Below are 25,096 nucleotides of genomic sequence, written 5' to 3'. Positions count from 1 at the left end.
AAAGGCGGCCCGAGGCCGCCTTTCTGGATTTGTAGCGGTCGAGGTTCGCGTTAGGCGAGTGGCACCGCGACGAAGCGGGTGGCCTCCGCGCTTCTGATCTGCAGCAGCACGCTGCGCTTGCCCGACGATTTGGCCTGCGCCAGCTCGGAGCGCACCTCGCCGACACTGCTGACAGCCTTGCCGCCGACATTGAGGATGACGTCGCCGGTCCGGATGCCGCGTTGCGCGGCCGGGCCTTGCGGATCAACCTCGGTGACGACCACGCCGTTCTGGCCTGCGCCCTGAACGTCACCTGCCGGCGCCAGGCTGAGGCCGAGGCGCGGCATGCCGGCACCCGGCTGCCCCATGCCCTCGTTGCCCTTGGCCTGCCGCTCGTTCGGCAACTCGCCGAGCGCCAGGGTCACGGTCTTGCTGCCACCCTTGCGGAAGACATCGAGCTTCACGGACGTGCCCGGCGCTAAGCCGGCGATGGTGCGGGCGAGATCGCGAGAATCCTTGATCGCGGTGCCATTGACGGCGGTGATGACGTCCCCCGCCTCGATGCCGGCCTTCGCCGCCGGGCTGCCATCTTGCGGATTGTCGACGATCGCGCCGCGTGCCTCCTTCAGGCCGAGGCTGTCGGCCATATCCGAGGTCACCGGCTGCACCTGCACGCCGAGCCAGCCGCGGGTCACCGCGCCCTTGTCCTTCAGCTGCGCGACGACGAGCTTGGCGGTCGAAGCCGGGATATCGAAGCCGATGCCGACCGAGCCGCCCGAGGGCGAGAAGATCGCAGTGTTCACGCCGATCACGTTGCCGTTCATGTCGAAGGCCGGGCCGCCGGAATTGCCCTTGTTGATCGGCGCATCGATCTGGATGAAGTCGTCATAAGGACCATTGCCGATATCCCTCCCGCTGGCCGAGACGATGCCCGCGGTCACGGTGCCGCCAAGACCGAAGGGATTGCCGACGGCGACCACCCAGTCGCCGATGCGCGGCTTCTGGTCGGAGAAATTGACGAACGGAAAGTCCTTCTTGCCCTCGACCTTGATCAGCGCGGGATCGGTCTTCGGATCGGTGCCGACGACCCTCGCGGTGTAGGTCGTGCCGTCGTCCATCGTCACCTGCACGGACTGGGCGCGATCGACGACGTGATTGTTGGTCACGGCATAGCCGTCCGCGGAAATGAAGAAGCCGGAGCCTTCGCCCGTGATCATCTGGTGGCGCTGGCGCGGCATGCCGTTCGCACCGCCCGGGAAGCGGAAGCCGAACTGCCGCGAGAACTGGTCGAACGGCGTGTCCTCGTCCGAATCCATCCGGTTCTGCTGCAGCATCGCGCTCTTGTCGTTGTCCTGGTCGATTTTGACCCGGACCGAGATCACTGCGGGTTTGACCTTGCTGACGAGATCGCCGAAGCCGGGCGGCGTCGCGACGGCTTCGGCCGCCTGAGCCGGCGCAATCAAGGAGGTGATGCCGTACGGCGAAGCGCCCGGCGCAATGGCCAGGGCGGCCACGCCCAGCGCGGCCACGGTGCCGAGCAGCGCGAGCCGGCGCGGCCGCAAGATGTTGCGAGACGTGGTGATGTCGGAATTGACGCGATCGTTCATGTCGAAATATCCATGTTGAGCAGGTGTCGCCTTGCCCTCAACATGGTCGCTGCCACCTTACGGCGTCCCGTCCGTCCGATTAAATCTCGGCAAAGAATGGATGAGCGGGCGCAGCAGGCTATCCCGAGGTTTGATGCAGCTCAACGCGCCGCCTTCGCGCAGTGAAAAACTGCGACCATCCGATGATGCTCAGCGGAGGCGCGCCATGTACAAAGACATTCTCGTCCACATTCCCACCGAACGTCCCATGCGTCCTGCGATCGAGGGCTCGATCTCGCTCGCGGCGAAGTTCAACGCGCATCTCGACGCGGTCGCGGTCGGCTATGTCGCCACCAGTGCAGCCTACGTCATGGAAGGTGGCGCGGCCGTGGCGGCCGTGTTCGAGCTGGAGCGCGAGCGCGCCGTGGAGCGGGCCGAGGCTGCGCTCGCGGTATTCAAGAGCGAGGCGGCGAACGCCGGCATCTCCTATACCTGCCACGCGCTCGGCGCGATCCCGGTGGATGCAGCCGGCTCGCTCGGCGAGATGGCGCGTTTGCACGACCTCAGCATCGTGCTCCAGCCCGATCCGGCGCAAGGCGCGTTCGACAACGACGTGCCCGGCGAGATCCTATTCCAGGCGGGCGGCCCGGTGCTGTTCCTGCCCTACACGTTTCGAGGAGCCTTCAAGGCGAACCGGATCGGCATCTGCTGGGACGGCAGTCGCCTTGCCGCCCGCGCCATGCGCGACGCAGCCCCGTTCATGGCCCGCGCCGAAGAGATCGTGATCATCAGCGTCAACGAGACCGACGCCGTCGCCGGTGAAGCTTCAGCACGCGGCCTGGCCAGACATCTCGGCCGGCGCGGACTGTCGACCCGCATCGTCGGCCGGACGGCAACCCGCGCCGACATTCAGCCGATCATCCTGTCGCTGGCGGCCGACGAGAGCCTGGATCTCCTGGTGATGGGCGGCTACGGCCATTCGCGGTTGCAGGAGCGCGTTCTCGGGGGCGTCACCCGCGCCATGCTGGAAGCCATGACGGTCCCGACGCTGATGTCCCATTGAGGCGAGCCCGGCTTGGCGCCGTCACGCCGCGACGGGAGCTTTCCATGTCGCCGGCGCGGCGGCGTCTTTGTCGCGGTGCACATTGCACGCGTCGAAATGCGCCTGGAGCTCGATTTCAGCGAGATATTCGAAATGTTCGGCCTGGCCGAGGAGTTCCCAGGTCTGGAGCGGCCGATATGCCGCCTGCTGACGGCAGAGGGACGCCAGCGCCCGGTAGCGACGTACGTTCTCCATGAGACCCTCCCTCGCGTTCACAGGCTTATTCTCCTGATTTGCGTCAGGCCGATGGCGCTTATGCAAAACATTTGCTGAGCGCTCGCGCCTAAGCCAAGTTAATTTTCGAGAAACGCCGGTAAGGATTTTAGTTCCAAATGTCTGCTTGGAACTGTGTGCCCGACCCTAGGCGTAGAGGCGGCGCTCCACGGCGACGCCGACCAGGTCGAGATAGCGTTCGATCAGGTCGGGACGGCCGACGAGATAGCCCTGCATCTCCTCGCAGGCCTCGCGCGCCAGAAAAGCACGCTGGGCTTCCGTCTCCACCCCCTCGGCAACGACCGGGATCTTCAGCGCGTGCGCCAGGCTCAGGACGGCGCGGACAATTTCGGCCGATTGCGGCGTCGCCTCCAGGTTGGAGATGAAACTGCGGTCGATCTTGATCTTGTCGAACGGGAACGACTGCAGATAGGACAGCGAGGAATAGCCAGTGCCGAAATCATCCATGGCGATGCGGATGCCGAGCGCCTTCAGCCGCCGCAGCAGATCGAGCGCGCGGGTGAAATCGCCGATCAGCACGCCCTCGGTGATCTCGACCTCGAGCCGCGTCGGCGTCAGCCCCGTCTCCAACAGGATCTGGTGGATCGAGCGCTCGAGATCGCCCGCCTGGAACTGGACCGGCGACAGATTGACCGCGACCTGCAACGGCCTGGGCCAGGATGCCGCCTCGCGGCACGCCTCGCGCAGAACCCATTCGCCGATCTCGACGATCAGCCCATTCTCCTCGGCGAGCGGAATGAACTGGTCCGGCGGCACGAAGCCCCGCGTCGGGTGATTCCAGCGCAGCAGCGCCTCGAAGCCGATGACCTCGCCATCCACCCGCGCCTGCGGCTGGAAATAGACGAGGAGCTGGTTCTGCTCCAGCGCCTGCCGCAGATCGTGCTGCAACAGCCTGCGGTCGCGCAGCTCCTGGTCCATCTCGGATTCGAAGCAGCGGACCCGGCCCCTGCCCTCGCGCTTGGCGCGGTAGAGAGCCGAGTCGGCGTTGGCAAGCAGCGTCGCCGCGTTCACGCCATCGTCCGGATAGAACGCGATGCCGACGCTGAGGCCCACATGGGAGAGATAATCGTCGACCTCGAGCTCCTTGCCGATCGTCTCGACCAGGCGTTCGGCCAGCGTCAGAACATCCTCACGGGTGGCATCGTCGGGCATCAGGATCATGAACTCGTCGCCGCCGATGCCGGGCGACGAAGGCGCCTTCGGCCTCCGCGGCAAGCCGGTCGGCCGTCGCCCGCATCAGCATGTCGCCGACGGGGTGACCGAACACGTCGTTGACCTCCTTGAAGCGGTCGAGATCGAGGCTCAGCACGGCGAAACTGGTCGACGCCTCCTGCGCCCGCTCCAGCCGTTCGTCGAGCGCCGCGGCGAAGGCGCTGCGGTTCGGCAGGTCGGTCAGCGCATCATGATATGCCAGGTGGCTGATGCGTTCCCGGGTGGTGACGCGCTCGGTGACGTCCTCGATCACGCCGACCAGATATTGCGGATCGCCGGCGTCATCGGTGATCAGCATTTTGCGTGAATTGACGACGCGGTCGTGACCCTTGACGCCTATTTCGAGCAGGTGCTCCTCGAGGAACATCGGCATGCCGCTGGCAACGACTCGACGATCCTGCTCGTTGACGATACGGGCGACGTCGGCCGGAAAGATCTCGTCGGGTGTCCGGCCCAGCATCTGCTCGCGGGGCATGCCATAATAGCTCTCGCCGGCGCGGTTGAGCAGGATGTAGCGCGAATCCTTCGCGCATTTCGCGAACACGGCGATCGGGATGTTTTCGACGATAGTGTCGAGGAACTCCTGCGTCCGCAGCAGATCTTGCTCGACCTCATCGTGCGTGTGCGCGCGTGCCTCGATCATTCGCTGGCGGTCGCGCTCGCTAGCCACATAGGCCGCGCTGACGAGTTCGCCCAGCTTGACCACATCGACTCCTCCGCTGGCGTCTGTGGCGCAGCGAAGCTGCTCGGCGAACAGGCGATGCATGCTCATGGCATCGCCTCGCGCCGCGTACAGGCCTCATGCCTGCCAATTTGCTGGATCCGCATCCCCGCGCTCTCTCGCGTTCCTGGACCGCAGACTGCGACGCACAGCATTGCCCGGGCGTTAATCGAAGCTTCGCGTCAAACCCGTTGGTTACCCCGGCCTGAAAGACTTGCCCGCTAACTTCGTCGAAAGTGCCACGGCTTGGGACAACCGGCACGCCGGATCTTCCGATGCGTGAACCTCCCGTAGTCTACCGGATACGGCCTCCATCGCTTACGCGCTTCGGCTGTACGGAACTATCTTGCAGTTTCGGAACCCGTCCCGCCTCCGCAGCGATCCGAATGGCGGCGATGTTGGCGGCGTAATCGGCGCTGCCCTTGCCGCGGAACACCGCGGAACCCGCCACCAGCGTATCGACACCGGCGGTGGCAACCGCTGCAGCATTGTCGCGCGTGATGCCGCCATCGACCTCGAGCCGGGTCGGCCGGTCGCCGATCATGCTGCGAATGCGCCGGATCTTGTCGAGCTGGGATTCGAGGAAGGCCTGGCCGCCGAAGCCCGGATTGACCGTCATCACCAGCACGAGGTCGAGACGATCGAGCACATATTCGATCGTGCTCTCCGGTGTCGAAGGACACAGGCTGACGCCGGCTTTCTTGCCGAGCGCCCGGATCGCCTGGAGCGAACGGTCGAGATGCGGACCCGCTTCGGCGTGAACAGTGATGACGTCAGCGCCCGCCTTTGCGAACGCTTCGAGATAGGGATCGACCGGTGCGATCATGAGGTGCACGTCGAAGACCTTCTTCGTCAGCGGCCGGATCGCCTTGATGACGTCAGCACCAAAGCTGATGTTGGGGACGAAATGACCGTCCATGACATCGCAATGGATCCAGTCGGCGCCGGCCGCGTCGATCGCCGCGATCTCCTCACCGAGACGCGCGAAGTCTGCGGCCAGGATCGAGGGAGCAATAAGGATCTCGCTGGTCATGCCTTCACGCTCCTTTCCGCGACCGGACCGCCGCTGAAGACGCGGCTTGCAAGGACATCCGCCGGGTCGATGGTTTCGAGGTCGGCGACATCGAGCATGCGATCGAGATCGGACACCAGCCGATCGGCTTGCCGCAGGCGGATGCGGTCGACGGCGTTGCGGATCGAGCGCGCATTGGAGAAGAACGGCTGCGTCCGGCGCAGCGCGATGTATGTCTCGAACGCCTCGCGCGCCGCGGCCGAGAAGCGATAGCCGCGCTCCTTCAGCATCAGCTCGGCAATGACGAGCAGCTCGGCCTCTGCATAGTCAGGGAATTCGATGTGGTGGGCGATGCGCGAGCGGAAGCCGGGATTGGAGGCGAAGAAGCTCGTCATCCGCTCGCCATAGCCGGCGAGGATCACGACGAGGTCCTCGCGCTGGTTCTCCATGACCTGGAGCAGGATCTCGATCGATTCCTGGCCATAGTCGCGCTCGTTGTCGGGACGATGCAGGTAATAGGCCTCGTCGATGAACAGCACGCCGCCCATCGCCTTCTTCAATATCTCCTTCGTCTTCGGCGCGGTGTGGCCGATATACTGGCCGACGAGATCGTCGCGCGTCACCGAGATCACTTGCCCGCGCCGCACGAAGCCGAGCCCGTGCAGGATCTTGGCCATGCGCAGCGCCACGGTGGTCTTGCCGGTGCCGGGGTTGCCGGTGAACGACATGTGCAGCGTCGGCGGCGCCGATGCCAGCCCGGCACGCTGCCGGATGCGCTCGATCAGCAGCAGCGAGGCGATCTGGCGCACGCGGTTCTTGACCGGCTTGAGCCCGATCAGCTCCTGATCGAGCTGCTGCAGCGTCTCGGTGATACCGGCCGCCTCGGCCTCCTTGCGGAGATCGAACTGGGTCTTGCCTGGTTCGGCCGTGGTTGCGTGGGGGACATCGAGCATGGCTACCCTCGAAGAAAAGAGCTTCGCCGCGGGAGGCGGCGAAGCAGTGGTCCGCCAGGATACGAAGCAGGGAGAGCTCCGCGCGGAAGCGGATGACCTAAGCTGGTGCGGGCGCCGGCTTTCGAGCCGTGGTGTAGCGGATCGCGCGACCACCGACCTCCTGGCGCACCAGCTCGAACTCCGTCTCTTGCTTCGGCCGGTTGACGAGGAAGGAGATCCGCACCGATTCCCAGCCGTGGCCGGAATCGAAGCCGCTGATGCGGATGTAGCGGTCGCTATAGACCCTGCGGCACTCGGCGAGCTCCATCATCACGCCGGCGGCGTCCTGGAGATCGAACATCGGCAGGCCCCACATTTCCCAATAGGTGTTGCGGGGATGCGGATCGTCGGTGAACTCGATGTTCACCGCCCAGCCATTGGCGAGACAGTACTGCACCTGGCTGGTGATCTGCTCGTCGGTCAGATCCGGCAGGTACGAGAAGCAGCCCTGGGTGATCTTCATCTCAAATCTCCTCAGACGGTTTCCAGCGCCGTCGGCACGAAGTCCGGCGTGTCGGTGGATTGATAGTTGAAAGTGACGTCCTTCCAGACCTCGAGCGCGGCCTTCAGCGGCGTGCAGGTCTGGGCTGCCTTGGCCAGGATCTCCGGGCCTTCGTGGACATAGTCGCGGCCCTCATTGCGGGCGAGGATCATCGCTTCCAGCGCCACGCGATTGGCGGTCGCGCCGGCCGCAATGCCCATGGGATGGCCGATCGTGCCGCCGCCGAACTGCAGCACGACGTCCTCGCCCAACAGGTCGAGCAGCTGGTGCATCTGCCCGGCATGGATGCCGCCGGAAGCTACCGGCATCATCTTGTTGAGGCTCGCCCAGTGCTGATCGAAGAACAGGCCGTGCTCGAGCTTGGTCGGATTGAAATCCTCGCGGCAGACATCGTAATAGCCGCGCGTGGTGTTGGGATCGCCTTCGAGCTTGCCGACCACGGTGCCGGCGTGAATGTGGTCGACACCGGCGAGCCGCATCCATTTGGCGATGACGCGGAACGACACGCCATGGCTCTTCTGCCGGGTATAGGTCGAATGACCGGCGCGATGCAGATGCAGGATCATGTCGTTGCGGCGCGCCCACTTCGCCATCGACTGGATCGCGGTGTAGCCGATCACGAGGTCGATCATGACGATGACCGAGCCGAGCTCCTTGGCGAACTCCGCGCGCTCGTACATGTTCTCCATCGTCCCCGCGGTGACGTTGAGGTAAGTGCCCTTCACCTCACCGGAGGCGGCCTGCGCGCGGTTCACCGCCTCCATGCAGTAAAGGAAGCGATCGCGCCAGTGCATGAAGGGTTGTGAGTTGATGTTCTCGTCGTCCTTGGTGAAGTCGAGCCCGCCCTTCAGCGCCTCATAGACCACGCGGCCGTAGTTGCGGCCAGAGAGCCCGAGCTTCGGTTTCACAGTTGCGCCCAGCAGCGGCCGGCCGAACTTGTCGAGCCGCTCGCGCTCCACCACGATGCCGGTCGCCGGCCCCTGGAACGTCTTCACATAAGCGACGGGAAAGCGCATGTCCTCGAGCCGCAGCGCCTTCAGCGGCTTGAAGCCGAACACGTTGCCGATGATGGAGGCCGACAGGTTCGCGATCGAGCCCGGCTCGAACAGGTCGAGATCGTAGGCGATATAGGCGAAATACGAGCCCGGCGTGCCCGGCACCGGATCGACTCGGTAGCATTTCGCGCGATATTTCTCGGCCGCGGTCAGGCGATCGGTCCACACCACCGTCCAGGTCGCGGTCGAGGATTCGCCTGCCACAGCAGCTGAGGCCTCGATCGGGTCGACGCCCTCTTGCGGCGTGACGCGGAACAGCGCGATGACGTCGGTGTCCTTTGGCGTGTAGTCGGGCTCCCAATAGCCCATGCGCTTGTACTCCATCACGCCGGAGCGATAGCGCTCTTTGCCGCGGACCGTGCCTGCATGTGCGTTCATGTCTCTCTCCTGCTCTTTTCTCTCTTCTTGCTGATTGGTTAAGCGGCAACAGGCTCGCGGGTGATGCGCGGGTCCAATTCGCCCGCCCGATAGCGCCGCGCCATCTCGCTCATCGGGACCACCTTGATCTTGCTGGCGTGGCCTGCGGTGCCGAACTGTTCGAACCGCTCGCGGCACAATTCGCGCATCGCGTCCATCGCCGGCTTCAGGAACTTGCGCGGATCGAACTCGGAGCGCGTTTCCGCGGCCACTTTCCGGAACACGGCGGTCATCGCGAGACGGCAGTCGGTGTCGATATTGACCTTGCGCACGCCGCTTCGGATCCCGCGAACGATCTCCTCCACCGGCACGCCCCAGGTCTGCGGCATCTCGCCACCGAACTGGTTGAACATGTCCTGCAGCGGCTGCGGCACCGAGGAGGAGCCGTGCATGACCAGATGCGTATTCGGCAGCCGGCGGTGAATCTCCTCGACCACCCGCATCGCCAGGATGTCACCATCAGGCTTGCGACTGAACTTGTAGGCGCCGTGCGAGGTGCCCATCGCAATCGCCAGCGCATCGACCTTCGTCGCGCGGACGAAGTCGACGGCCTGGTCCGGATCGGTCAAGAGCTGGTCGTGGCTGACCTTGCCCTCGACGCCGTGGCCATCCTCCTGCTCGCCGCCGCCGTGCTCGAGCGAGCCGAGCACGCCGAGCTCGCCTTCGACGGAAGCGCCAACCCAATGGGCGAGATCGACGACGCGGCGCGTGATCGCGACGTTGTAGTCATAGTCAGCCGCCGTCTTGGCGTCGGCCTTGAGTGAGCCGTCCATCATGACCGAGGTGAAGCCATGCGCGATGGCCGAGGCGCAGGTCGCTTCGTCATTGCCGTGGTCCTGGTGCATGCAGAGCGGGATGTCGGGATAGGTCCGCTCCAGCGCGTCGATCATGTGCGAGAGCATGAGATCGCCGGCATAGCTGCGCGCGCCGCGCGAGGCCTGGATGATGACGGGCGCATCGACCGCAGCCGCCGCCTGCATGATCGCGATGCCCTGCTCCATGTTGTTGATGTTGAACGCCGGCACGGCGTAGCCGTGGCTGGCAGCGTGATCGAGCAATTGGCGAAGGGTGATACGGGCCACGGGTCGTCCTCCTTATTGGCTCTTGCGGGCGATCGCCCGGCGGGCCGCTTCCGCAATGCTTTGCGGCGTGATGCCGAATTCGCGGTACAGCACCGGCGCCGGCGCCGAGGCACCGAAGCCGCCCATGCCGACGAATTCGCCGTCAGCCCCGATCCAGCGATGCCAGTCGCCGGCGACAGCGGCCTCGACACCGACACGCGGTGCGGTGCCGAGCACGGCGGCGCGGTAGTCCTCCGGCTGCTCCTCGAACAGCGCGAGGCACGGCGCCGAGACCACAGCCGCACGAATATGTTCGGTCGCGAGCAGGCGCGCGGCTTCCAGCGCGATGGAAACTTCCGAGCCGGTTGCGATCAACGTCACGTCGCGGCCGCCATCCGGCGAGACGACGAGATAGGCACCGTTCGCGACGCGGTTTCTGCCGCGGGCGTCGCTGCGGAAGGTCGGCAGCGCCTGCCGCGACAGGCACAGCACGGACGGACGGTTTTCGGAGCTGAGTGCGCAGTCCCAGGCTTCCAGCGTCTCCACCGCGTCGGCAGGACGGAACACCAGGAGGTTCGGGATCACCCGCAGCGCGGCAAGGTGTTCGACCGGCTGATGCGTCGGGCCATCCTCGCCGAGCCCGATGGAGTCGTGCGTCATCACATGGATGACGCGCAGCCGCATCAGGGCGGCAAGTCGGATCGCCGGCCGGCTGTAGTCGGAAAACGCGAGGAACGTGCCGCCATAGGGGATGAAGCCGCCATGCAGCGCGAGGCCGTTCATCGCGGCGGCCATGCCGTGCTCGCGGATGCCATAGTGGATGTAGTCGCCGGCGAACGCACCGCTCTTGACCGGCACCTGCGCCTTGGCGTGCGTCAGGTTCGAATGGGTGAGGTCTGCCGAGCCGCCGATCAGGCCGGCTATCGTTCCAGCAATCCCGTCGAGCACCTGCTGCGAGGCCTGCCGCGTTGCGAGCTTCGGCCGCTCGCTGGCAAAGCGCTCGCGCAATTTCGCCGCGGCCAGCGCATACGCCGCCGGCAGCGCGACGGCCTTGCCTTCGATGAACAGGTCACGCTGCTCCGGCGTGGCGTTTTCGTAACGATCAAGCCAGGCGAGACGGTCGACCTGCCCGCGCTGCCCGATCATCCGCCACGCCTTGAGCACCGGGATCGGCACCACGAAGGGCTGATAGTCCCAACCCAGAGTCCGGCGCGCCGCTGCCGTCTGCTCGGTGCCGAGCGGCGCGCCGTGCGCCTTCTCGGTGCCCTGCCGATCAGGCGCGCCATAGCCGATGATGGTGCGGCAGGCGATCAGCGACGGTTTTGCGGTCTCCCGCTCCTCGGCAATCGCTTGCGCGACGGCTTCGGGATCATGCCCGTCGACACGGCGCACCGACCAGCCGGAGGCAGCGAAACGCGCGAGCTGGTCGTCCGACGTGGCCAGCGAAGTCGGACCGTCGATAGAGATGCCGTTGTCGTCGAACAGCACGATCAGGCGGCCGAGCCCGAGATGGCCGGCGAGCGAGATCGCCTCCTGGCTGATGCCCTCCATCAGGCAGCCATCACCCGCGATGACATAGGTGAAGTGATCGACGAGCCCGTCGCCATGCCGCGCGTTGCCCATGCGCTCGGCGAGCGCCATGCCGACCGCGGTTGCAATGCCCTGCCCCAGCGGCCCCGTCGTGGTCTCGACGCCGGGCGTATGACCATATTCGGGGTGCCCCGGCGTCTTCGAGCCCCACTGCCTGAAGGCCTTGATGTCGTCGAGGCTGACATCGCCACCGGTCAGGTGCAGCAGCGCATAGAGCAGCATCGAGCCGTGCCCCGCCGACAGCACGAAGCGGTCGCGGTCCGGCCAGTTTGGGTGGGCCGAGTCGAACTTCAGGAAGCGCGAGAACAGCACGGTTGCGACATCAGCCATGCCCATGGGCAGCCCGGGATGGCCAGACTGCGCTGCCTCGATGGCGTCGACCGCAAGGAAGCGGACGGCATTAGCGAGATCGTTGTGCGTGACCGCATTGAGGTCGGCTTCGGCGTGGACGGAGATGTTCATCGGAGTCTCTCCCTGTTCACTTCAGGCTGCGCTTGCGCTCGATCAGCTGCATGATCAGCGGCGTCAGGATGAGCTGCATCGCCAAGTCGAGCTTCGCGCCCGGGCACACGATTGAATTGGCGCGGGACATCCAGCTTTGCGGCAGCATCGAGAGCAGATAGGGGAAGTCGATACCGCGCGGGTTCTTGAAGCGGATCACCACCATCGATTCATCAGGCGTCGGGATCCAGCGCGCGATGAACGGATTGGAGGTATCGACCGTCGGCACCCGCTGGAAGTTGATGTCGGTCTCGGTGAATTGCGGGCAGATGTAGTGGATGTAGTCAGGCATCCGCCGCAAAATCGTGTCGGTGACGGCCTCGGTCGAATAGCCACGCGCGCTGCGGTCGCGGTGCAGCTTCTGGATCCATTCGAGATTGATGACGGGCACGACGCCGATCTTGAGGTCGGCATAGCGCGCGACGTTCACCTTGTCGGTGACGACCGCGCCGTGCAGGCCCTCGTAGAACAACAGGTCGGAGTTCTCCGGCAGCTGCTTCCAGTCGGTGAAGGTGCCGGGTGCCGCGCCATGCAGCGCCGATTCCTCGGCGTCGTGGACGTAGTGGCGCGTCACCGCGGTGCCGGTCTCGCCATAGTCGCGGAAGGCGCGCTCAAGCTCCTCGAACAAATTGGTCTCGGGGCTGAAATGGCTGAAGTGCTTGTTGCCGCGCTCGGCCTCCTTCGCCATCTGCGCACGCATCTCGGCGCGGTCGTAGCGATGGAAGGCGTCGCCCTCGATGTAGGCGGCATTGACCTTCTCGCGGAAGAAGATCTGCTCGAAGGTCTTCTTGACCGAGGTGGTGCCGGCGCCGGAGGAGCCGGTGATCGAGATGATCGGATGTTTCCTGGACATGGCGTGACCTCGCTCAGAGCCGGAAGAATCCGCGCCGCGCGAACAGCGGCGCCGAGACGCTGGCGACCAGCAGCGGATCGCAATGCAGCTCCTCGACGCGCCGCACCTCGTTGCTCGAGCCCATGATCAGCGGCACGCGCTGGTGCAGGCTCTGCGCCGACAGATCGAGGATGCGCTCGCGGCCGGTCGAGGCCGAGCCGCCGGCCTGCTCGATGATCATGGCCATCGGATGCGCCTCGTAGGTCAGGCGCAGGCGGCCGTCGCCGTAGCCGGGACGCGCATCGGAGGGATAGAGGAACACGCCGCCGCGGGTGAGGATGCGATAGGCCTCCGCGACCAGCGAGCCGATCCAGCGCATGTTGAAATCGTGGTTCGCGGGCCCGTCGACGCCGGCGAGGCATTCGTCGATGAAGGCGCGCACCGGCGGATCCCAGTGCCGGCGGTTCGAGGCGTTGATCGCGAACTCCTCGCAGGCTTCGACGATCTGCACGGCGCTGCGCGCGAGGCGGAAGCAGCCCGCCTTGCGATCGAGCGTGAAGATGTCGACGCCTTCGCCGAGCGTCAACACCAGCGAGGTCTGCGGGCCGTAGGTGACGAAGCCCGCCGCAAGCTGCGCCGAGCCGCGCTGATGGAAGGCCAGTGAGAGATCATCGGGGGCCGGCAGGATCGAGAAGATCGTGCCGACGGTCATGTTGATGTCGATGTTGGAGGAGCCATCGAGCGGATCGATCGCGATGCAGATGCACCCCTGACGATCGACGATCTGGGCCTCGCGCATCTCCTCCGACGCCAGCGCGGCGATCGGCAGCCGGCCGAGGCAGCGGCGCAGGATCGCGTCCGCCTGGACGTCGAGGTCGCGTTGGAGATCGCCGTCGCTGTTGCGCCCGGTGGTGAGGCCCGAGGCGTCGGCGAGATCGCCGCTGGCGATGAGACCGGCAATCTCGATCGCCGCCGCCGCGATGGCGTCGACGGCGCCGGCCACCGCGAGCGCGTGAGGTGCGGTCTCGGAATACCGTTGAAGGTGGTCGTCCAGCCTGAATTGCCCGGTCATCTGCGTCCATCCCCTGGGCCGGTGCCGCATCCGTTCCCTCCACTCTGGAGTCGGTGCGGTCAGTCCCGGCATCAGGAGATTGACAGCGGCGCCTTAATAAGGAAAATTTCTATTCATAATGAGCCTCAAAGAATTTTCTTATAATGGTCCCGGCCATACGGCGGCCCAGCTCCGGCATTTGACGATCCGGCAGCTGCGCTCGCTCGCGGCGTTGTCGGCCAAGGGCAGCGTGACGGCGGCGTCCGGCCATCTCGGGCTGACCCAGCCGGCCGTGACCCAGCAGCTGCGGCAGCTTCAGGACCTCGCCGGCCTGCCGCTGGTGCAGCGGACCGGCGACGGCATGCTGCTGACCGAGGCGGGCAAGGAAGTGCTGGCGCTGGCCGAACGAGTCGAGGCCGCGATCACGGATTGCCAGGGCGCGCTCGACCTGCTCGCGGGGCGGACCGGCGGCACGGTGCATCTCGGTGCGGTCTCGACGGCCAAGTATTTCGTGCCGCATGCGATCGCGGCGTTCTCCAAGCGCTACCCCAAGATCGAGATCAAGCTCACCATCGGCAATCGCGAGGAGATCCGCGAGGCCATGCACGGCTACGACCTCGACTTCGCGGTGATGGGTCGGCCGCCGGCCGACGTCACCGTCGACGTCCGCCAGCTCGGGCGCAACCCGCACGTCATCGTCGCGCGCAAGGGGCATTGGCTGGAGAAGGATTCCGGCCTCAGCCTGACCGACCTCGTGCACGAGACCTTCCTCACCCGCGAGCCCGGCTCGGGTACGCGGACGCTGATGGAGGGCATGTTCCAGAAGTCCGATCTCGAGCCGATCATCGGCATGGAGATGAGCAGCAACGAGACCATCAAGCAGGCGGTGATCGCCGGGCTCGGCATCGCCTTCATCTCGGCCCACACCGTGGCGCATGAGCTCGCCGAGGGCCGGCTGGTCGTGCTCGACGTCGCAGGCCTGCCGATCGTCCGGCAATGGTACGTGATCCGCCGCAGCGACAAGGTGCTGCTGCCGCCGGCGCAGGCGATGTTCGATTTTCTCGGCTCGGAAGGCTCGAATTATCTGCCCGACGTGCCCGAACTCGGCGGGCGGTAGCCGGCCGGCGCTCAGCTCAACAGCTTCATGGCAAGGGTCGCCGCCAGCACCACGATGATCTGGAGCAGGCGCTCCGTCGTGAAGATGCGGTTGAACGTGGTCATCTTTTGCCCCGGCCGTCGTGAAGTAGATTTCGATCGGCCCGTTGCTAGCACAGAAGGGCGCGGAGACAACTCCGTAATCGCCCCGTGAGGGATCTTGCCTGCGGCGCGCCGGTTCACGGCCGCGCAGGTCGTTAACGATCAGGCCGCGAGCGGGACGGCATGGTCCGAGCGCGAGGCGAAATAGGCTTCCAGCTCCGACAGCGCCCGCGCTTCCCACTCCCTCGCCTGCTCCAGCAGCGACCAGCTCTGGCCTGGGCGGAATGCTGCGGTCTGGCGATAGAGCGATGCGATGCCGCGGTAGCGGCGCACGTTCTCCAAGATGGCGTGACCGTTCATGTCCGAAAACTCCCTCGTCATTCCCGCGGGAGAAACTGCGGCCAAATCTTTTTCGAAAAGTTAGCGGCGCGCGGCAAGTCCGCGGATGGTTGCCGGACTGTTGCGCAGCCGCAACGCGCGCGGCGCGATCTATTACGGATTCGTTGCCGCGCTCTCGCCCGAGGGCTTCAGCCCACCGCTTCTGACGATCGTCATCGTGGCGCGGCAGAGATCGGCAAGGCCGATCAGGAGGACTGCGAGAAGACAGAACAGGTTGATGGAATCGGCATTCGCGCTGGTCAGTGCGTTGAACTCGAAAAAGGGCGGGATGAACGCCCACCACACCAGCGGCACCGTGAGCAGCGCGGCCAACGCCGCCGCCGGTGCGCCCGTCATGAGCGCAAGCACGAACAGGCCGGGCAGGAATGCTGCGAAATAGAACTTTGCGCCGAGCACGACGCAGATACCCTGAAGCACGGCCGACATCGCGACGACGGCCAATCCGAGCAGAAACGCCTGCCACGACCATGGCCGTACCCGCGGTACGCCAAACAGCCCCGCACGCTTCATCAGCCTCCCCCTGCCGCCCGTTAACCAGGTGCGTTTGCGACGAAAGTACTACAACCGCAACCCATCCGCGAGATGGAAATTGCCTCATCGCGCGGTTGGTGAACGGCTCGCATAGCGCCATCCCGGCGACCGGCCGCTACTCGGTCACCGCGTAGAGCAACCCCGCGACGGGCAAAGCAAGGCCAATGGCCGATGCGAGCATCCAGCCGCCCTGTGCGAACGCCCAGGCTCCCACTGCGGAGCCGGCCGCGCCGGCGGCGAAGAACGTCGCCATGTAGAGACCATTGAGGCGACTGCGGTGCTCATGGCCGAGCGCGAAGATGGCGCGGAAACCCAGCACTACGTTGCCCTGGACACCGATGTCGATCGCAATCGCGGCGACCACCAGACAGGCGAGGTTCAGCATCGAGCCGGGCGCGCCGATGACGGTCACGAGGAAGCCGGCGGCCGTGAGCAGCATCGCGACCAGCGTCGCGATACGGCTATGGCCGCGGTCTGCGAGGCGTCCGGCGATCGGTGCGGCGAACACGCCGGCGACACCGGCCAGCGCGAACAGCGCGATGCCGCGCTGGGAGAAGCCGAACTCGCCGGCGAGCTGGAGCGGCGCCACCGTCCAGAACAGGGTGAAGGCGCCGAACAGGCTCGCCTGGTAGAGCGCGCGGCGCCGCAGCAGGGGCGTGGCCCGCACCAGATCCGGCATCGACAGCAGCAATTGGCCGTAATGCATCCGCGTGACCGGCTTGCGCTTCGGCAGCGTCATCCAGAGCGCGGCCGCGAGCACGATCATCAGCGCGGCGGAGGCGAAGAACACCGCGTGCCAGGACAGCAAGGCCGTGACGAAGCTCGACACCGGACGCGCCAGCATGATGCCGAGCATCAGGCCGGTCGAGACGTTGCCGACGACGCGGCCGCGGATGGCTTCGGGCGCCAGATGCGCCGCATAGGGGATGATGATCTGCACCGCGACCGAGCCGAGGCCGATGAACAGCGCCGCGAGCAGGAACGGCAGCGCATGGGTTGCGAACGCCGCGGCGATGAGCGCTGCGGCGCCGAGCATGATCACCGAACAGATCAGGGCGCGGTTCTCGACGAGATCGCCGAGCGGCACGATCAGCAGCAGCCCGGTGCCGTAGCCGATCTGCGTCATGGTCACGATCAGCCCGCTAGCTGCATGCGACAGGCCGAGCGCGGCGCTGATCGGGGCGATCAGCGGCTGCGCATAATAGATGTTGGCGGCGACCATGCCACAGGCCGCGGCGAGCACGAAGGTCAGGCGCTGCGACACCGCATCCGGCCCGGGCGCGGTCTCGATCGTGGCATTCATGGTCATTTGCATCGACTCCAGATATTAATAGGGAATGATCATTCCCTATCATGACGATAAATTCAGGCGAGCAGCTTCATGGCGACGCCGACGAGGCGCTCGCCTTCGAGCGGCACGCGGGCCTTGCCGACGACGCGCAGGCCTTGCGTGATGCAGATCATCAGCCGTGCGGTGTCATCGGCCGCGACGTGGCGGGGAATCGAGCCGTCGGCCTGGCCCTCGCGAATGAGGCCGGCGATGAAGCTTTCGTTGCGCTCGAGCTGCGCATTGACGCGGGCGCCGACGACCGGATCGACCGCGGAGAGCTCGACGGCACTGCCGACGACCAGGCAGCCGCGCCGCCCCTCGCTACCCTGGGAATGCTCGACATAGGACAGCAGCAGGTGACGGATGCGCTCGCGGCCGTTCGCGCCGCGCGCCGCCGCGCTGCGGGTCTGCTCCTGGCGCAGCGCCGCGTAGCGCTCGAAGGCGGCGAGGAACACCGCATGCTTGTCGCGAAACGCCTTGTAGATGCTTCCCGTGGCGAGCCGCATCGCCGCGGTGAGCTCGCCGATCGAGGTGGCATGATAGCCGCGCTCGCGAAACACGCGCACGGCGCGGTCGAGCGCGGTGTCCATGTCGAATTCCCGGGGGCGGCCGGGCGGACGTGCGGCAGGCCGGGAGCGGCGGGCGGTGTTTTGCATTGCGGGATAATAGGGAATGAACGTTTCCGAATAAAGACACGTGGTTGTGAAGGGGAACATGATGGTGACGTCATTCTCGCGTCCCGGACAAGCTGCAACGCGTAAGCGTTGCGGCGCAGAGCCGGGACCCAGGGCGACACGGCGCGGTGCGGATAGATGGGCCTCGGCTCTGCAGCGCACCGCTACGCGCTGCGCTGCGTCCGGGGCACGAGAGCGGAGCGTGGTGCGCGCACTCTCATCACCCCTTCGGCAGCACCGGCGTGCCATCCGCCATCGTCGTCACGCCCTTCCGCTCGACGATCATGCCGTAGGCCCGCGGCTGGCGGTGGACGTCGAAATTGAAGGTGGTGCGCTTGTAGGAGATGCAGAGATCGAGATCGCAGCGCGCCAGCGCGATCTCGTCGCCCTTGGTGGTGCAGGCCGCAATGATCTCGCCCGAGGGCGCAATGACGCAGCTGCCGCCGATGTGATCGACGCCTTCCTCGTTGCCGGCCTTGGCGACGCCGACCACGAAGGTGCCGTTCTGATAGGCGCCGGCCTGCATCACCAGGTGATTGTGGAATAGCGAGAGATCGTCATGCTCCGGCGCGGGCGGATTGTGCACCGGCGTGTTGTAGCCGATCAGCACCATCTCGACGCCCTGCAGCCCCATGACGCGATAGGTCTCGCTCCAGCGGCGATCGTTGCAGATCGCCATGCCGATCACGCCGCCGAAGGCATCGACCACGCCGAAGCCGCTGCCGGGCTCGAAATAGCGCTTCTCCAGGTGCTGGAATTCGCGCCAGGGCTCGTGCTCGGCATGGCCGGGCAGATGCACCTTGCGATATTTCAGGACGATCGCGCCGCTCTTGTCGACGAGGATGGACGTGTTGTAGTGCCTGACGATCCCGGCCTCGACGGTCAGCTCGGCGTAGCCGAGGCAGAAGCCGATGCCGAGCTCGCGCGCGAGATCGAACAGCGCCTGCGTCTCGGAGCCCGGCATCTCGCGCTCGAAGAAGCTGTCGATCTCGGCCTGGTCCTCTAAGTACCAGCGCGGGAAAAACGTGGTCAGCGCCAGCTCGGGATAGACGATCAGATCGCAACCGCAAGCCCGTGCCTCGCGCATCAACGCCATCAGCCGCGCCACCACCGCGGTCCTGGTCTCGCTCTTCGCGATCGGTCCGAGCTGGCCGGCTGCGATGGTCATAATTCTCGCCACGCGTCATTCCTCATCTTTTTCGAGTGCGCCGGGCCCGAGCCTATCGGGCGGCGCACCGCGCGCACAGGCCGCCTCGGCCCTCCGTGCCGAGGGCACAATCAAATTCCGTGCCTGCGGGTATCATCTTGCGGCGCTGGGTGAGCACCTGGACGGGAATTTCGTTGCCGATCTGCAACGGTTCCCCACCGTCTGAAGCTGGACAAAACAAACTCCCATTCCGGCCACGAACCGCTCTCACAAGGCCGTGAGACTATCAGGGGAAGACGATGCGTGCACAACGCGTTTGGAAAGTGAATGGGGCCGCCAGCATCGGGCAGCTCCAATCCAGGCTGGACGATCTGAACAAGCGCCTCAGCCAGCTCGAAAACCAGAATCCGGAGAATTGGAAGCTGGAAGAGCTGAGATCGAGCGCGCTCAGCCTGTCGCGCGAGATCGACGACATCCGCTGCGCCGAGGCGACGGCGGCCTTGAGCGAGCTGCTGCGGAAATAACCAGGCCTACCGATTCGCGCCGCGCCAGGGGGAACCAAGCGCGGCGGCGGCCATTTCCATGCAAAGCATGGAGCGAGATCATGAGCAGGCACCCGACGCGCGCCGATCTCGCGCGCGGCGTGGCCGGCGCGGTATCCACGCTGGTCCTGTGCGCGGCGGCGTCTTCATCTTCGCGCGCCATTTCGCGTTATGAAGAATTCGGCTTGTGAGGGATTTCGCATGACGTCCGATCCCGAGGAGCAGGTCAGGCTGCAAGGCTACGGCGAGATGACGCTGCGCACGGCCGTCGAGACCTTGATGCTGCTCGCGCCGCGCGAGCGATCCGAGGCCGCAATCTTTCGCGTCCGCGACGGCGTGCGCCTCGCGCAAAGCGAGATCGCCGAGCTCGCATCCAGCTGGGCGCTCGAGCCCGCCCCAAACGTGCGATCGCCGAAACTGGTGCCGGAGCAGCACTGGCAAGACGTGGTCCGCGGCATGGTGCGCGACGCCCCGCTGCCGTCGCTGCTGGTGGCCTTCGTGGTGGGTGTGCTGATCGCGCGCAGATGATGATGCGCTCGCGACGACGCGCTCACATGAATGGAATCACCGCGTTCCGTGAAACCCGAGGAAACCCATTTGCTCGCGACATCGCGACCGTTCCGCGCGGAACGTCTCGCGGCAGGAGGGATTGGTCCCCCGTTGAAGCCCGAACATGGAGACAACCATGACACGTACGAAACTCGTGAGCGTCGCCGCAACTCTTGCCGCGATTTTGCCGCTCGCAACTGCAAGCCCCAGCCTCGCTGCGGGACGCGGTCCCGGCTGGTGCACGACACCTAGTGGAGAAGCTGTCGGCGCCGCCGGCCCGGCGATGAGCGGCGGCCAGTTGATGGCCGGCGTCGGCCAATGCCAGCGCATCGGCGGTTGGCACCCCACCAACACCTACGGCTATCAGGGCCCGGGCTACGGATATGACGAGCCCCGCTGGGGCACATCAGCCTACGCACCCTACGAAGACTAGGGGCCCTTCCATCGCAAGATCACAGCGGCGCGGCCAATCACGGCCGCGCCGCTGTCCCGCCACGGCCCGGCTCCGGGTCATGACCCGCTCTCTCGCGCTGATAGCGGACATTGCTGGACGTGTCCCCACGGCAAGGGCCAATCGCTCGGCCGAACCGTCAGCAAGGCGGCTTCGAGCGCTGCACGTCAAATACTTCGCCAAGGCGGCCTCGGTTGAAAGCGGGTTTTCAGGCTTTCAACAAAATGCGAGACACGGGCTGAGACCCCGCGACGCGTTGGCACCAAGGCCAGAATATCGGCGCCTTCGAATTCATATTCACGAAACAGCCGACGCAGTTCGCCCTTCTTAACCGATGGCGCCACGTCCCATTCGGACCTGAGTGCGATGCCCAACCCTGCAATAGCCCACTCGCGAACAACCTCACCATTGTTGCTGGTGAGTGCCGGAGTTATTCGAAGCGCTTCTGATCGCCGGGATGATGCGTGGCTATTCCTGTAGCGCCAAAGCGTCACGTCCTCTTCGTTTTCGCGAACGGAGAGACATGCATGCTGGGCCAGGTCGCGGGGATGTGACGGCGTTCCGCGTCGTCGAAGATAGCCGGGACTGGCGCACACCCAGCGCGCGTTGCGGGCAAGAAGGTGAGCGATCCACGAGGAATCCCGGACTGTCCCGATATGGATGACGACGTCAGCTTCGACATTGCTGTTCCAGGGGGTTTCGGAAAGATCCAGCGTCGCACGCACCTGTGGGTAGTCGCGAATGAATGCCGCCATGACGGGCGCGACATGAATCCTGCCAAAGCCAAAGGGCGCGACAACCCGTAGGGGGCCGGCAAATGCGCCACCGCTGAGACTGTTCCCCAGATCATCGATACGCGCCAACAGGGACTGGGCTTCATGAACGAGCCGTTCGCCTTCCGGCGTGAAGCGCAGGCCTCGGGAGTTGCGGACGACAAGATTGATTCCGAGAACGGCCTCCAGCTTTTTCAATCGCATGGAAAGCGCCGGCGGCGTGACATCGAGCGCCCTCGCCGCCCCGCTAAGCGAGCCGGTTCGGCTCAGGGCTACCACAAATCGAAAATCCTCAAGCGCAATCATTCAATTTTCCTGAAAGGATGAGATAATCATACTTAAACACAACTGATCCCCGAAGTGATAGAAGTTTGACAATGACCATGCCCCGCGCCGTTCTTTTCGATCTTCTCACGGCGCTCCTCGATTCCTGGAGCGTCTGGAATGCCTCCGCCGGATCCGAAGCGTCGGGCCGAGCCTGGAGGGCCGAGTATCTCCGCATGACCTATGGTTGCGGTAGTTATGTTCCGTATGAGGATCTGGTCCGCCAGGCTGCGCGCGCAACTGGTCTCGCTTCGTCGGCGGCAGACGCCCTCGAAGCAAATTGGATGTCCCTCCCGGTCTGGAGCGGCGCGCAGGCTGCGCTAGACCAGTTGGCCGGACGCGCGCGCCTGGCAGTCGTCACCAATTGCTCGACGCGCCTTGGACGAATGGCTGCCGCCCGCCTCCGCACACAATGGGATGTCGTGATCACCGCGGAGGAGGCCGGCTTCTATAAGCCCGACACCCGCCCCTATCGTCTTGCGTTGGACATGCTGGGCGTGTCGGCTGCGGACGCAGCGTTTGTCGCAGGCTCCGGCTACGACCTCATCGGCACCTCAGCCGTCGGGCTGCGCACCTACTGGCACAATCGCGTGGGCTTGGCTCGTCCGGAGGGCGCACCGGCAGCCGAGAGAGAATCTCCGAACCTCGATGACCTCGTTCCCTGGCTGGAGGACTTTTTGTGATATCTCGCACGTTGGCCGCCATGTTCGCGGTCGGATTGAGCATCTCTGCGGCAACGGCCCAGGAGTTTCCCGAGAGGCAATTGACGCTGATCGTTCCGTTTCCCGCCGGTGGCCCGAGCGATGCACTTGGCCGGGCGGTGGCTCAAGCCATGGCCGCCCACTTGAAGCAGTCGATCATCGTAGAAAATATTGGCGGCGCCAGCGGCACCATCGGCCTAACCAAATTGCTAAAGGCGCCTGCGGATGGATACTCGCTCGGATTTGGCACCATCGGCACACATGTCGCGAATGTCGCGTTCTACAAACGCCTTCCATACGACCCAATCGCCGACTTCGAGCCTGTGGGCCTCGCTGGGATGGCTTCCACACTTCTTGTCGCGAAGATGGACCTGCCGGCATCCAATCTACATGAGTTCGTCACCTATGCCCGTGCCAACGGCGAGAAACTCACCTATGGCAGCGCTGGCGTCGGATCGATTTCGCACTATGCCTGCGTTCTGCTGCTGTCAAACCTGAAACTGAGCATCACCCATGTTCCATATCGCGGCATTGCCCCAGCGATGAACGACCTCATGGGTGGTCACGTGGACTTCATGTGTGACCAGACCACCACAGCGCTCCCTCAAGTGCTCGGCGGAACGATCAAGGCAATCGCAGCGCTGAGTGATCAGCCCCTGCCGCAGGCGCCTCAAATATCCACTACGGCAGAGGCCGGCTGTCCGGGCGTGAAACTCCGCTCCTGGAACGCGATCTTCGTGCGAAGGGGAACGCCCGTTCCGGTGCGTCAGAAATTAAACGACGCCTTGCGCGCAGCACTCGTCGACCCGGATGTCATGCGGCAAATGACAGCGGTGGGTGTCGAACTGCCACGGGGAGCGGATCTCGAGCCCGGTGCCGTCAGCGCGCTGATCGCCCAAGGACTGGAGCACGACGTGCCAGTGCTGCGCGCCAAGGGCGAATATCTGGACTAAGCATGACATCTTTTTCCGACATCGAAACGCCCGCTGCCATCGTCGACGTCGTGCGCATGCAGCGTAATATCGCCCGCATGCAGGACCGGATGAACGCCTTGGACGTCAGTTTCCGTCCCCACGTCAAGACGACCAAATGCTTCGCTGTTGCGGACAGGCAGCGCGCCGCGGGCTCGAACGGCATCACCGTCTCGACCCTGCGCGAAGCCGAGGAGTTTTTTGCCGCGGGCTACGACGACATCCTCTACGCGGTCTGCATCGCGCCGCACCGGCTCAGCCGGGCCCAGCGACTGCGTGATCGAGGCTGCCGCCTCAAAATTCGGTCGACTCGGTCGAGGCTGCGCAAGCCGTCGTCGAGGCGCAGTCCCATCGCGATCCTTTCCACGTCCTGATCGAGGTCGACACTGACGGACACCGCTCGGGTGTAGGCCCCGAGGATGAGCGTCTCATCGAGATCGGCCGCATTCTTCACACCGGCGGCGCCACACTTCGCGGCGTGCTGACTCATGCCGGAAACTCCTATGAGCTCGACGAGCTCGGGGCCCTGGAGCGGTTGGCGGAGCAGGAGCGTGCCTTGAGCGTTCGCGCGGCCGAACGGCTTCGCGCTGCCGGCCTTCCATGCCCGGTCGTGAGCGTCGGATCGACCCCGACAGCGCTGTCCGCCCGCGCCTTGGACGGCGTTACGGAAGTGCGCTGCGGCGTGTACGTGTTCTTCGATCTATTCATGACGAATGTCGGCGTCTGCGCGTTCGACGATATCGCCCTGTCCGTGCTGACGAGCGTGGTCGGCCATCAGTCGGAGAAAGGCTGGATTATCGTCGACGCCGGATGGATGGCGATGAGCCGAGACCGCGGCACTGCTCGACAGCGCCGTGATTACGGATACGGGATCGCATGCGATTTAGAGGGGCGCCCGCTCAAGGAAGACTTGGTGATGATCGCAGCAAATCAGGAACACGGAATCCTTGCCGTAAGAAACGGTCCTGTCATCTCTCTTGAAAATTGCTTTCCGATTGGCACACGACTTCGAATACTCCCGAATCACGCCTGTGCTACCGGAGCACAATTCTCCGAATATCATGCCGCCACGGACAACGGCATTGAAAGATGGCGCAGGTTTAATGGCTGGTGACATTGCCTGCCTAGAACCTCACGGAGTGGCGGCCCCAGGTGGGTACGACAGTCATGCGGTGAGAGCCGGTGCTTTTGTCTTTGTTTCCGGACAATTGCCGATCTCCGCCAATGGCGCGAGGCTTGCTGACAAGGACCTTCATCCGGATGAAGAGGCTGCGTAGGCGTTTGGAGGAAGGCGCTGAGTTGAACTCTATCCCCCGCGCGCCATTCGCGCCCGGAGGTCAGCCAAAATAGGCCCGTAAGTCCGGAGGGAGCATTTGTGATGCTCGATCATGTCCTACGTGACATCCCGCCAGGGTTCGTTTAGGTCGTCCCGCATCAGCCTGATCTGCTCCTCGACGCCCTTGGCATAAGCCTTGGGATCGACAGGGATGGCTGCCGTGCCTCAAATCATTGCGCATTTCATTGCGTGGGAAAAACGTAGAAAGTATAAGTACTTGAAATGATGGTCGGAGTGGCAGGATTCGAACCTGCGACCCCTGCGTCCCGAACGCAGTGCTCTACCGGGCTGAGCCACACTCCGACAAGAAGGCGGCTTATAGCG

At 64.9% G+C, this 25,096-nt stretch carries 24 protein-coding genes, 1 tRNA gene and 2 pseudogenes; 9 read left to right on the top strand and 18 right to left on the bottom strand.

All coding sequences use genetic code 11. From position 1 onward, the window contains the following. Positions 1-50: 50 nt before the first annotated feature. Positions 51-1,586 carry a Do family serine endopeptidase gene (locus tag AB7M16_RS29920; protein WP_453946049.1) on the bottom strand — a complete coding sequence of 512 codons (1,536 nt, stop codon included), beginning with the start codon at positions 1,584-1,586 and terminating at the stop codon, positions 51-53. A 205-nt stretch (positions 1,587-1,791) separates the two neighbouring features. Here AB7M16_RS29920 and AB7M16_RS29915 point away from each other — a divergent pair, with 205 nt between their 5' ends. Then, entirely contained in the window at positions 1,792-2,628 is an 837-nt protein-coding gene (locus tag AB7M16_RS29915) for a universal stress protein (RefSeq protein WP_453946047.1), read from the top strand. Positions 2,629-2,649: 21 nt separating this feature from the next. On the opposite strand, the gene AB7M16_RS29910 is transcribed toward AB7M16_RS29915, so the two are convergent. From AB7M16_RS29910 to AB7M16_RS29865, 10 genes and pseudogenes are all read right to left on the bottom strand, one after another. Then, complete coding sequence (locus tag AB7M16_RS29910) at positions 2,650-2,862, bottom strand: hypothetical protein (protein WP_439401065.1); 213 nt, start codon at positions 2,860-2,862, stop codon at positions 2,650-2,652. Positions 2,863-3,027: 165 nt separating this feature from the next. Further along, positions 3,028-4,885 (bottom strand): annotated as a pseudogene (locus tag AB7M16_RS29905) (putative bifunctional diguanylate cyclase/phosphodiesterase). A 244-nt stretch (positions 4,886-5,129) separates the two neighbouring features. Then, entirely contained in the window at positions 5,130-5,867 is a 738-nt protein-coding gene (gene rpe / locus AB7M16_RS29900; RefSeq protein WP_453946045.1) for a ribulose-phosphate 3-epimerase, read from the bottom strand. Then, positions 5,864-6,799: a CbbX protein gene (cbbX, locus tag AB7M16_RS29895; RefSeq protein WP_453946044.1), complete on the bottom strand. Its 936-nt coding sequence runs from the start codon at positions 6,797-6,799 to the stop codon at positions 5,864-5,866. Before cbbX ends, rpe begins: the two co-directional genes overlap by 4 nt. A gap of 97 nt (positions 6,800-6,896) precedes the next feature. Beyond that, the gene (locus AB7M16_RS29890; protein WP_453946042.1) at positions 6,897-7,301 is read right to left on the bottom strand and encodes a ribulose bisphosphate carboxylase small subunit; all 405 of its coding nucleotides are present in this window, start codon (positions 7,299-7,301) and stop codon (positions 6,897-6,899) included. 11 nt (positions 7,302-7,312) lie between these two features. Beyond that, positions 7,313-8,773, bottom strand: coding sequence for a form I ribulose bisphosphate carboxylase large subunit (locus AB7M16_RS29885; protein WP_453946040.1), 1,461 nt, complete (start codon positions 8,771-8,773; stop codon positions 7,313-7,315). A 38-nt stretch (positions 8,774-8,811) separates the two neighbouring features. Next, complete coding sequence (fba, locus tag AB7M16_RS29880) at positions 8,812-9,894, bottom strand: class II fructose-bisphosphate aldolase (protein ID WP_260382647.1); 1,083 nt, start codon at positions 9,892-9,894, stop codon at positions 8,812-8,814. A gap of 12 nt (positions 9,895-9,906) precedes the next feature. Further along, the gene (gene tkt, locus AB7M16_RS29875) at positions 9,907-11,925 is read right to left on the bottom strand and encodes a transketolase (RefSeq protein WP_453946038.1); all 2,019 of its coding nucleotides are present in this window, start codon (positions 11,923-11,925) and stop codon (positions 9,907-9,909) included. Between the two features lie 16 nt (positions 11,926-11,941). Continuing rightward, on the bottom strand, positions 11,942-12,817 hold the full coding sequence (locus tag AB7M16_RS29870) for a phosphoribulokinase (RefSeq protein WP_035716173.1): 876 nt from the start codon (positions 12,815-12,817) through the stop codon (positions 11,942-11,944). Between the two features lie 13 nt (positions 12,818-12,830). Then, entirely contained in the window at positions 12,831-13,868 is a 1,038-nt protein-coding gene (locus tag AB7M16_RS29865; RefSeq protein ID WP_453946036.1) for a class 1 fructose-bisphosphatase, read from the bottom strand. A gap of 118 nt (positions 13,869-13,986) precedes the next feature. Between AB7M16_RS29865 and AB7M16_RS29860 the strand changes: the two genes are divergently transcribed. Further along, positions 13,987-14,964, top strand: coding sequence for a LysR family transcriptional regulator (locus tag AB7M16_RS29860; protein WP_453946034.1), 978 nt, complete (start codon positions 13,987-13,989; stop codon positions 14,962-14,964). Between the two features lie 242 nt (positions 14,965-15,206). On the opposite strand, the gene AB7M16_RS29855 is transcribed toward AB7M16_RS29860, so the two are convergent. The 5 genes from AB7M16_RS29855 to AB7M16_RS29835 form a co-directional block, all read right to left on the bottom strand. Further along, positions 15,207-15,404 carry a hypothetical protein gene (locus AB7M16_RS29855; RefSeq protein WP_172787295.1) on the bottom strand — a complete coding sequence of 66 codons (198 nt, stop codon included), beginning with the start codon at positions 15,402-15,404 and terminating at the stop codon, positions 15,207-15,209. A 132-nt stretch (positions 15,405-15,536) separates the two neighbouring features. Next, on the bottom strand, positions 15,537-15,953 hold the full coding sequence (locus AB7M16_RS29850; RefSeq protein ID WP_260382643.1) for a DUF4118 domain-containing protein: 417 nt from the start codon (positions 15,951-15,953) through the stop codon (positions 15,537-15,539). Positions 15,954-16,089: 136 nt separating this feature from the next. Continuing rightward, positions 16,090-17,283, bottom strand: a complete 1,194-nt coding sequence (locus AB7M16_RS29845; protein WP_453946032.1) for an MFS transporter — start codon at positions 17,281-17,283, stop codon at positions 16,090-16,092. Between the two features lie 56 nt (positions 17,284-17,339). Next, positions 17,340-17,960: a TetR/AcrR family transcriptional regulator gene (locus tag AB7M16_RS29840; protein ID WP_453947283.1), complete on the bottom strand. Its 621-nt coding sequence runs from the start codon at positions 17,958-17,960 to the stop codon at positions 17,340-17,342. A 238-nt stretch (positions 17,961-18,198) separates the two neighbouring features. Continuing rightward, positions 18,199-19,146, bottom strand: a complete 948-nt coding sequence (locus AB7M16_RS29835; protein WP_453946030.1) for an N-carbamoyl-D-amino-acid hydrolase — start codon at positions 19,144-19,146, stop codon at positions 18,199-18,201. A 278-nt stretch (positions 19,147-19,424) separates the two neighbouring features. Between AB7M16_RS29835 and AB7M16_RS29830 the strand changes: the two genes are divergently transcribed. The 4 genes from AB7M16_RS29830 (at position 19,425) to AB7M16_RS29815 (ending at position 20,649) form a co-directional block, all read left to right on the top strand. Continuing rightward, positions 19,425-19,649, top strand: a complete 225-nt coding sequence (locus AB7M16_RS29830) for a hypothetical protein (RefSeq protein ID WP_018648745.1) — start codon at positions 19,425-19,427, stop codon at positions 19,647-19,649. An 80-nt stretch (positions 19,650-19,729) separates the two neighbouring features. Beyond that, positions 19,730-19,858, top strand: a complete 129-nt coding sequence (locus AB7M16_RS29825) for a hypothetical protein (protein ID WP_453946028.1) — start codon at positions 19,730-19,732, stop codon at positions 19,856-19,858. A 10-nt stretch (positions 19,859-19,868) separates the two neighbouring features. Further along, entirely contained in the window at positions 19,869-20,195 is a 327-nt protein-coding gene (locus AB7M16_RS29820) for a hypothetical protein (RefSeq protein ID WP_453946026.1), read from the top strand. A 157-nt stretch (positions 20,196-20,352) separates the two neighbouring features. Next, positions 20,353-20,649, top strand: a complete 297-nt coding sequence (locus AB7M16_RS29815; RefSeq protein ID WP_172787290.1) for a hypothetical protein — start codon at positions 20,353-20,355, stop codon at positions 20,647-20,649. A gap of 185 nt (positions 20,650-20,834) precedes the next feature. Here the strand turns inward: AB7M16_RS29815 and AB7M16_RS29810 are convergent, their stop codons facing one another. Then, entirely contained in the window at positions 20,835-21,746 is a 912-nt protein-coding gene (locus tag AB7M16_RS29810; RefSeq protein ID WP_172787289.1) for a LysR family transcriptional regulator, read from the bottom strand. Between the two features lie 71 nt (positions 21,747-21,817). Here AB7M16_RS29810 and AB7M16_RS29805 point away from each other — a divergent pair, with 71 nt between their 5' ends. The 3 genes and pseudogenes from AB7M16_RS29805 to AB7M16_RS29795 all read left to right on the top strand — a co-directional run bounded on the left by AB7M16_RS29805 (position 21,818) and on the right by AB7M16_RS29795 (position 24,550). Next, positions 21,818-22,447 (top strand): HAD-IA family hydrolase, encoded by a 630-nt coding sequence (locus AB7M16_RS29805; RefSeq protein ID WP_453946024.1) that lies wholly within the window; start codon positions 21,818-21,820, stop codon positions 22,445-22,447. Positions 22,448-22,527: 80 nt separating this feature from the next. Then, on the top strand, positions 22,528-23,418 hold the full coding sequence (locus AB7M16_RS29800; RefSeq protein ID WP_453946022.1) for a tripartite tricarboxylate transporter substrate-binding protein: 891 nt from the start codon (positions 22,528-22,530) through the stop codon (positions 23,416-23,418). A 2-nt stretch (positions 23,419-23,420) separates the two neighbouring features. After that, a pseudogene (locus tag AB7M16_RS29795) lies at positions 23,421-24,550 on the top strand (DSD1 family PLP-dependent enzyme). Between the two features lie 448 nt (positions 24,551-24,998). Here the strand turns inward: AB7M16_RS29795 and AB7M16_RS29790 are convergent. Continuing rightward, a tRNA-Pro gene (locus tag AB7M16_RS29790) sits at positions 24,999-25,075 on the bottom strand. Positions 25,076-25,096: the final 21 nt, after the last annotated feature.

Source organism: Bradyrhizobium sp. USDA 372 (genome assembly GCF_053629095.1).
Note: the sequence above shows the minus strand (reverse complement) of the source record. Positions and strands in the feature narration are given on the sequence as shown.

Bases quoted from the DNA above. Each gene is read 5' to 3' on its own strand.
- AB7M16_RS29835 (WP_453946030.1), bottom strand. From the start codon at position 19,146: ATGACCATCGCAGCCGGCCAGCTCGGACCGATCGCGAAGAGCGAGACC.
- AB7M16_RS29805 (WP_453946024.1), top strand. From the start codon at position 21,818: ATGACCATGCCCCGCGCCGTTCTTTTCGATCTTCTCACGGCGCTCCTC.
- rpe (WP_453946045.1), bottom strand. From the start codon at position 5,867: ATGACCAGCGAGATCCTTATTGCTCCCTCGATCCTGGCCGCAGACTTC.
- AB7M16_RS29820 (WP_453946026.1), top strand. From the start codon at position 19,869: ATGACGTCCGATCCCGAGGAGCAGGTCAGGCTGCAAGGCTACGGCGAG.
- AB7M16_RS29885 (WP_453946040.1), bottom strand. From the start codon at position 8,773: ATGAACGCACATGCAGGCACGGTCCGCGGCAAAGAGCGCTATCGCTCC.
- AB7M16_RS29810 (WP_172787289.1), bottom strand. From the start codon at position 21,746: ATGATTGCGCTTGAGGATTTTCGATTTGTGGTAGCCCTGAGCCGAACC.
- AB7M16_RS29850 (WP_260382643.1), bottom strand. From the start codon at position 15,953: ATGAAGCGTGCGGGGCTGTTTGGCGTACCGCGGGTACGGCCATGGTCG.
- tkt (WP_453946038.1), bottom strand. From the start codon at position 11,925: ATGAACATCTCCGTCCACGCCGAAGCCGACCTCAATGCGGTCACGCAC.
- cbbX (WP_453946044.1), bottom strand. From the start codon at position 6,799: ATGCTCGATGTCCCCCACGCAACCACGGCCGAACCAGGCAAGACCCAG.
- AB7M16_RS29830 (WP_018648745.1), top strand. From the start codon at position 19,425: ATGCGTGCACAACGCGTTTGGAAAGTGAATGGGGCCGCCAGCATCGGG.
- AB7M16_RS29840 (WP_453947283.1), bottom strand. From the start codon at position 17,960: ATGCAAAACACCGCCCGCCGCTCCCGGCCTGCCGCACGTCCGCCCGGC.
- AB7M16_RS29865 (WP_453946036.1), bottom strand. From the start codon at position 13,868: ATGACCGGGCAATTCAGGCTGGACGACCACCTTCAACGGTATTCCGAG.
- AB7M16_RS29910 (WP_439401065.1), bottom strand. From the start codon at position 2,862: ATGGAGAACGTACGTCGCTACCGGGCGCTGGCGTCCCTCTGCCGTCAG.
- AB7M16_RS29845 (WP_453946032.1), bottom strand. From the start codon at position 17,283: ATGACCATGAATGCCACGATCGAGACCGCGCCCGGGCCGGATGCGGTG.
- AB7M16_RS29890 (WP_453946042.1), bottom strand. From the start codon at position 7,301: ATGAAGATCACCCAGGGCTGCTTCTCGTACCTGCCGGATCTGACCGAC.
- AB7M16_RS29825 (WP_453946028.1), top strand. From the start codon at position 19,730: ATGAGCAGGCACCCGACGCGCGCCGATCTCGCGCGCGGCGTGGCCGGC.
- AB7M16_RS29915 (WP_453946047.1), top strand. From the start codon at position 1,792: ATGTACAAAGACATTCTCGTCCACATTCCCACCGAACGTCCCATGCGT.
- AB7M16_RS29815 (WP_172787290.1), top strand. From the start codon at position 20,353: ATGACACGTACGAAACTCGTGAGCGTCGCCGCAACTCTTGCCGCGATT.
- AB7M16_RS29920 (WP_453946049.1), bottom strand. From the start codon at position 1,586: ATGAACGATCGCGTCAATTCCGACATCACCACGTCTCGCAACATCTTG.
- AB7M16_RS29860 (WP_453946034.1), top strand. From the start codon at position 13,987: ATGAGCCTCAAAGAATTTTCTTATAATGGTCCCGGCCATACGGCGGCC.
- AB7M16_RS29855 (WP_172787295.1), bottom strand. From the start codon at position 15,404: ATGAACGGTCACGCCATCTTGGAGAACGTGCGCCGCTACCGCGGCATC.
- AB7M16_RS29870 (WP_035716173.1), bottom strand. From the start codon at position 12,817: ATGTCCAGGAAACATCCGATCATCTCGATCACCGGCTCCTCCGGCGCC.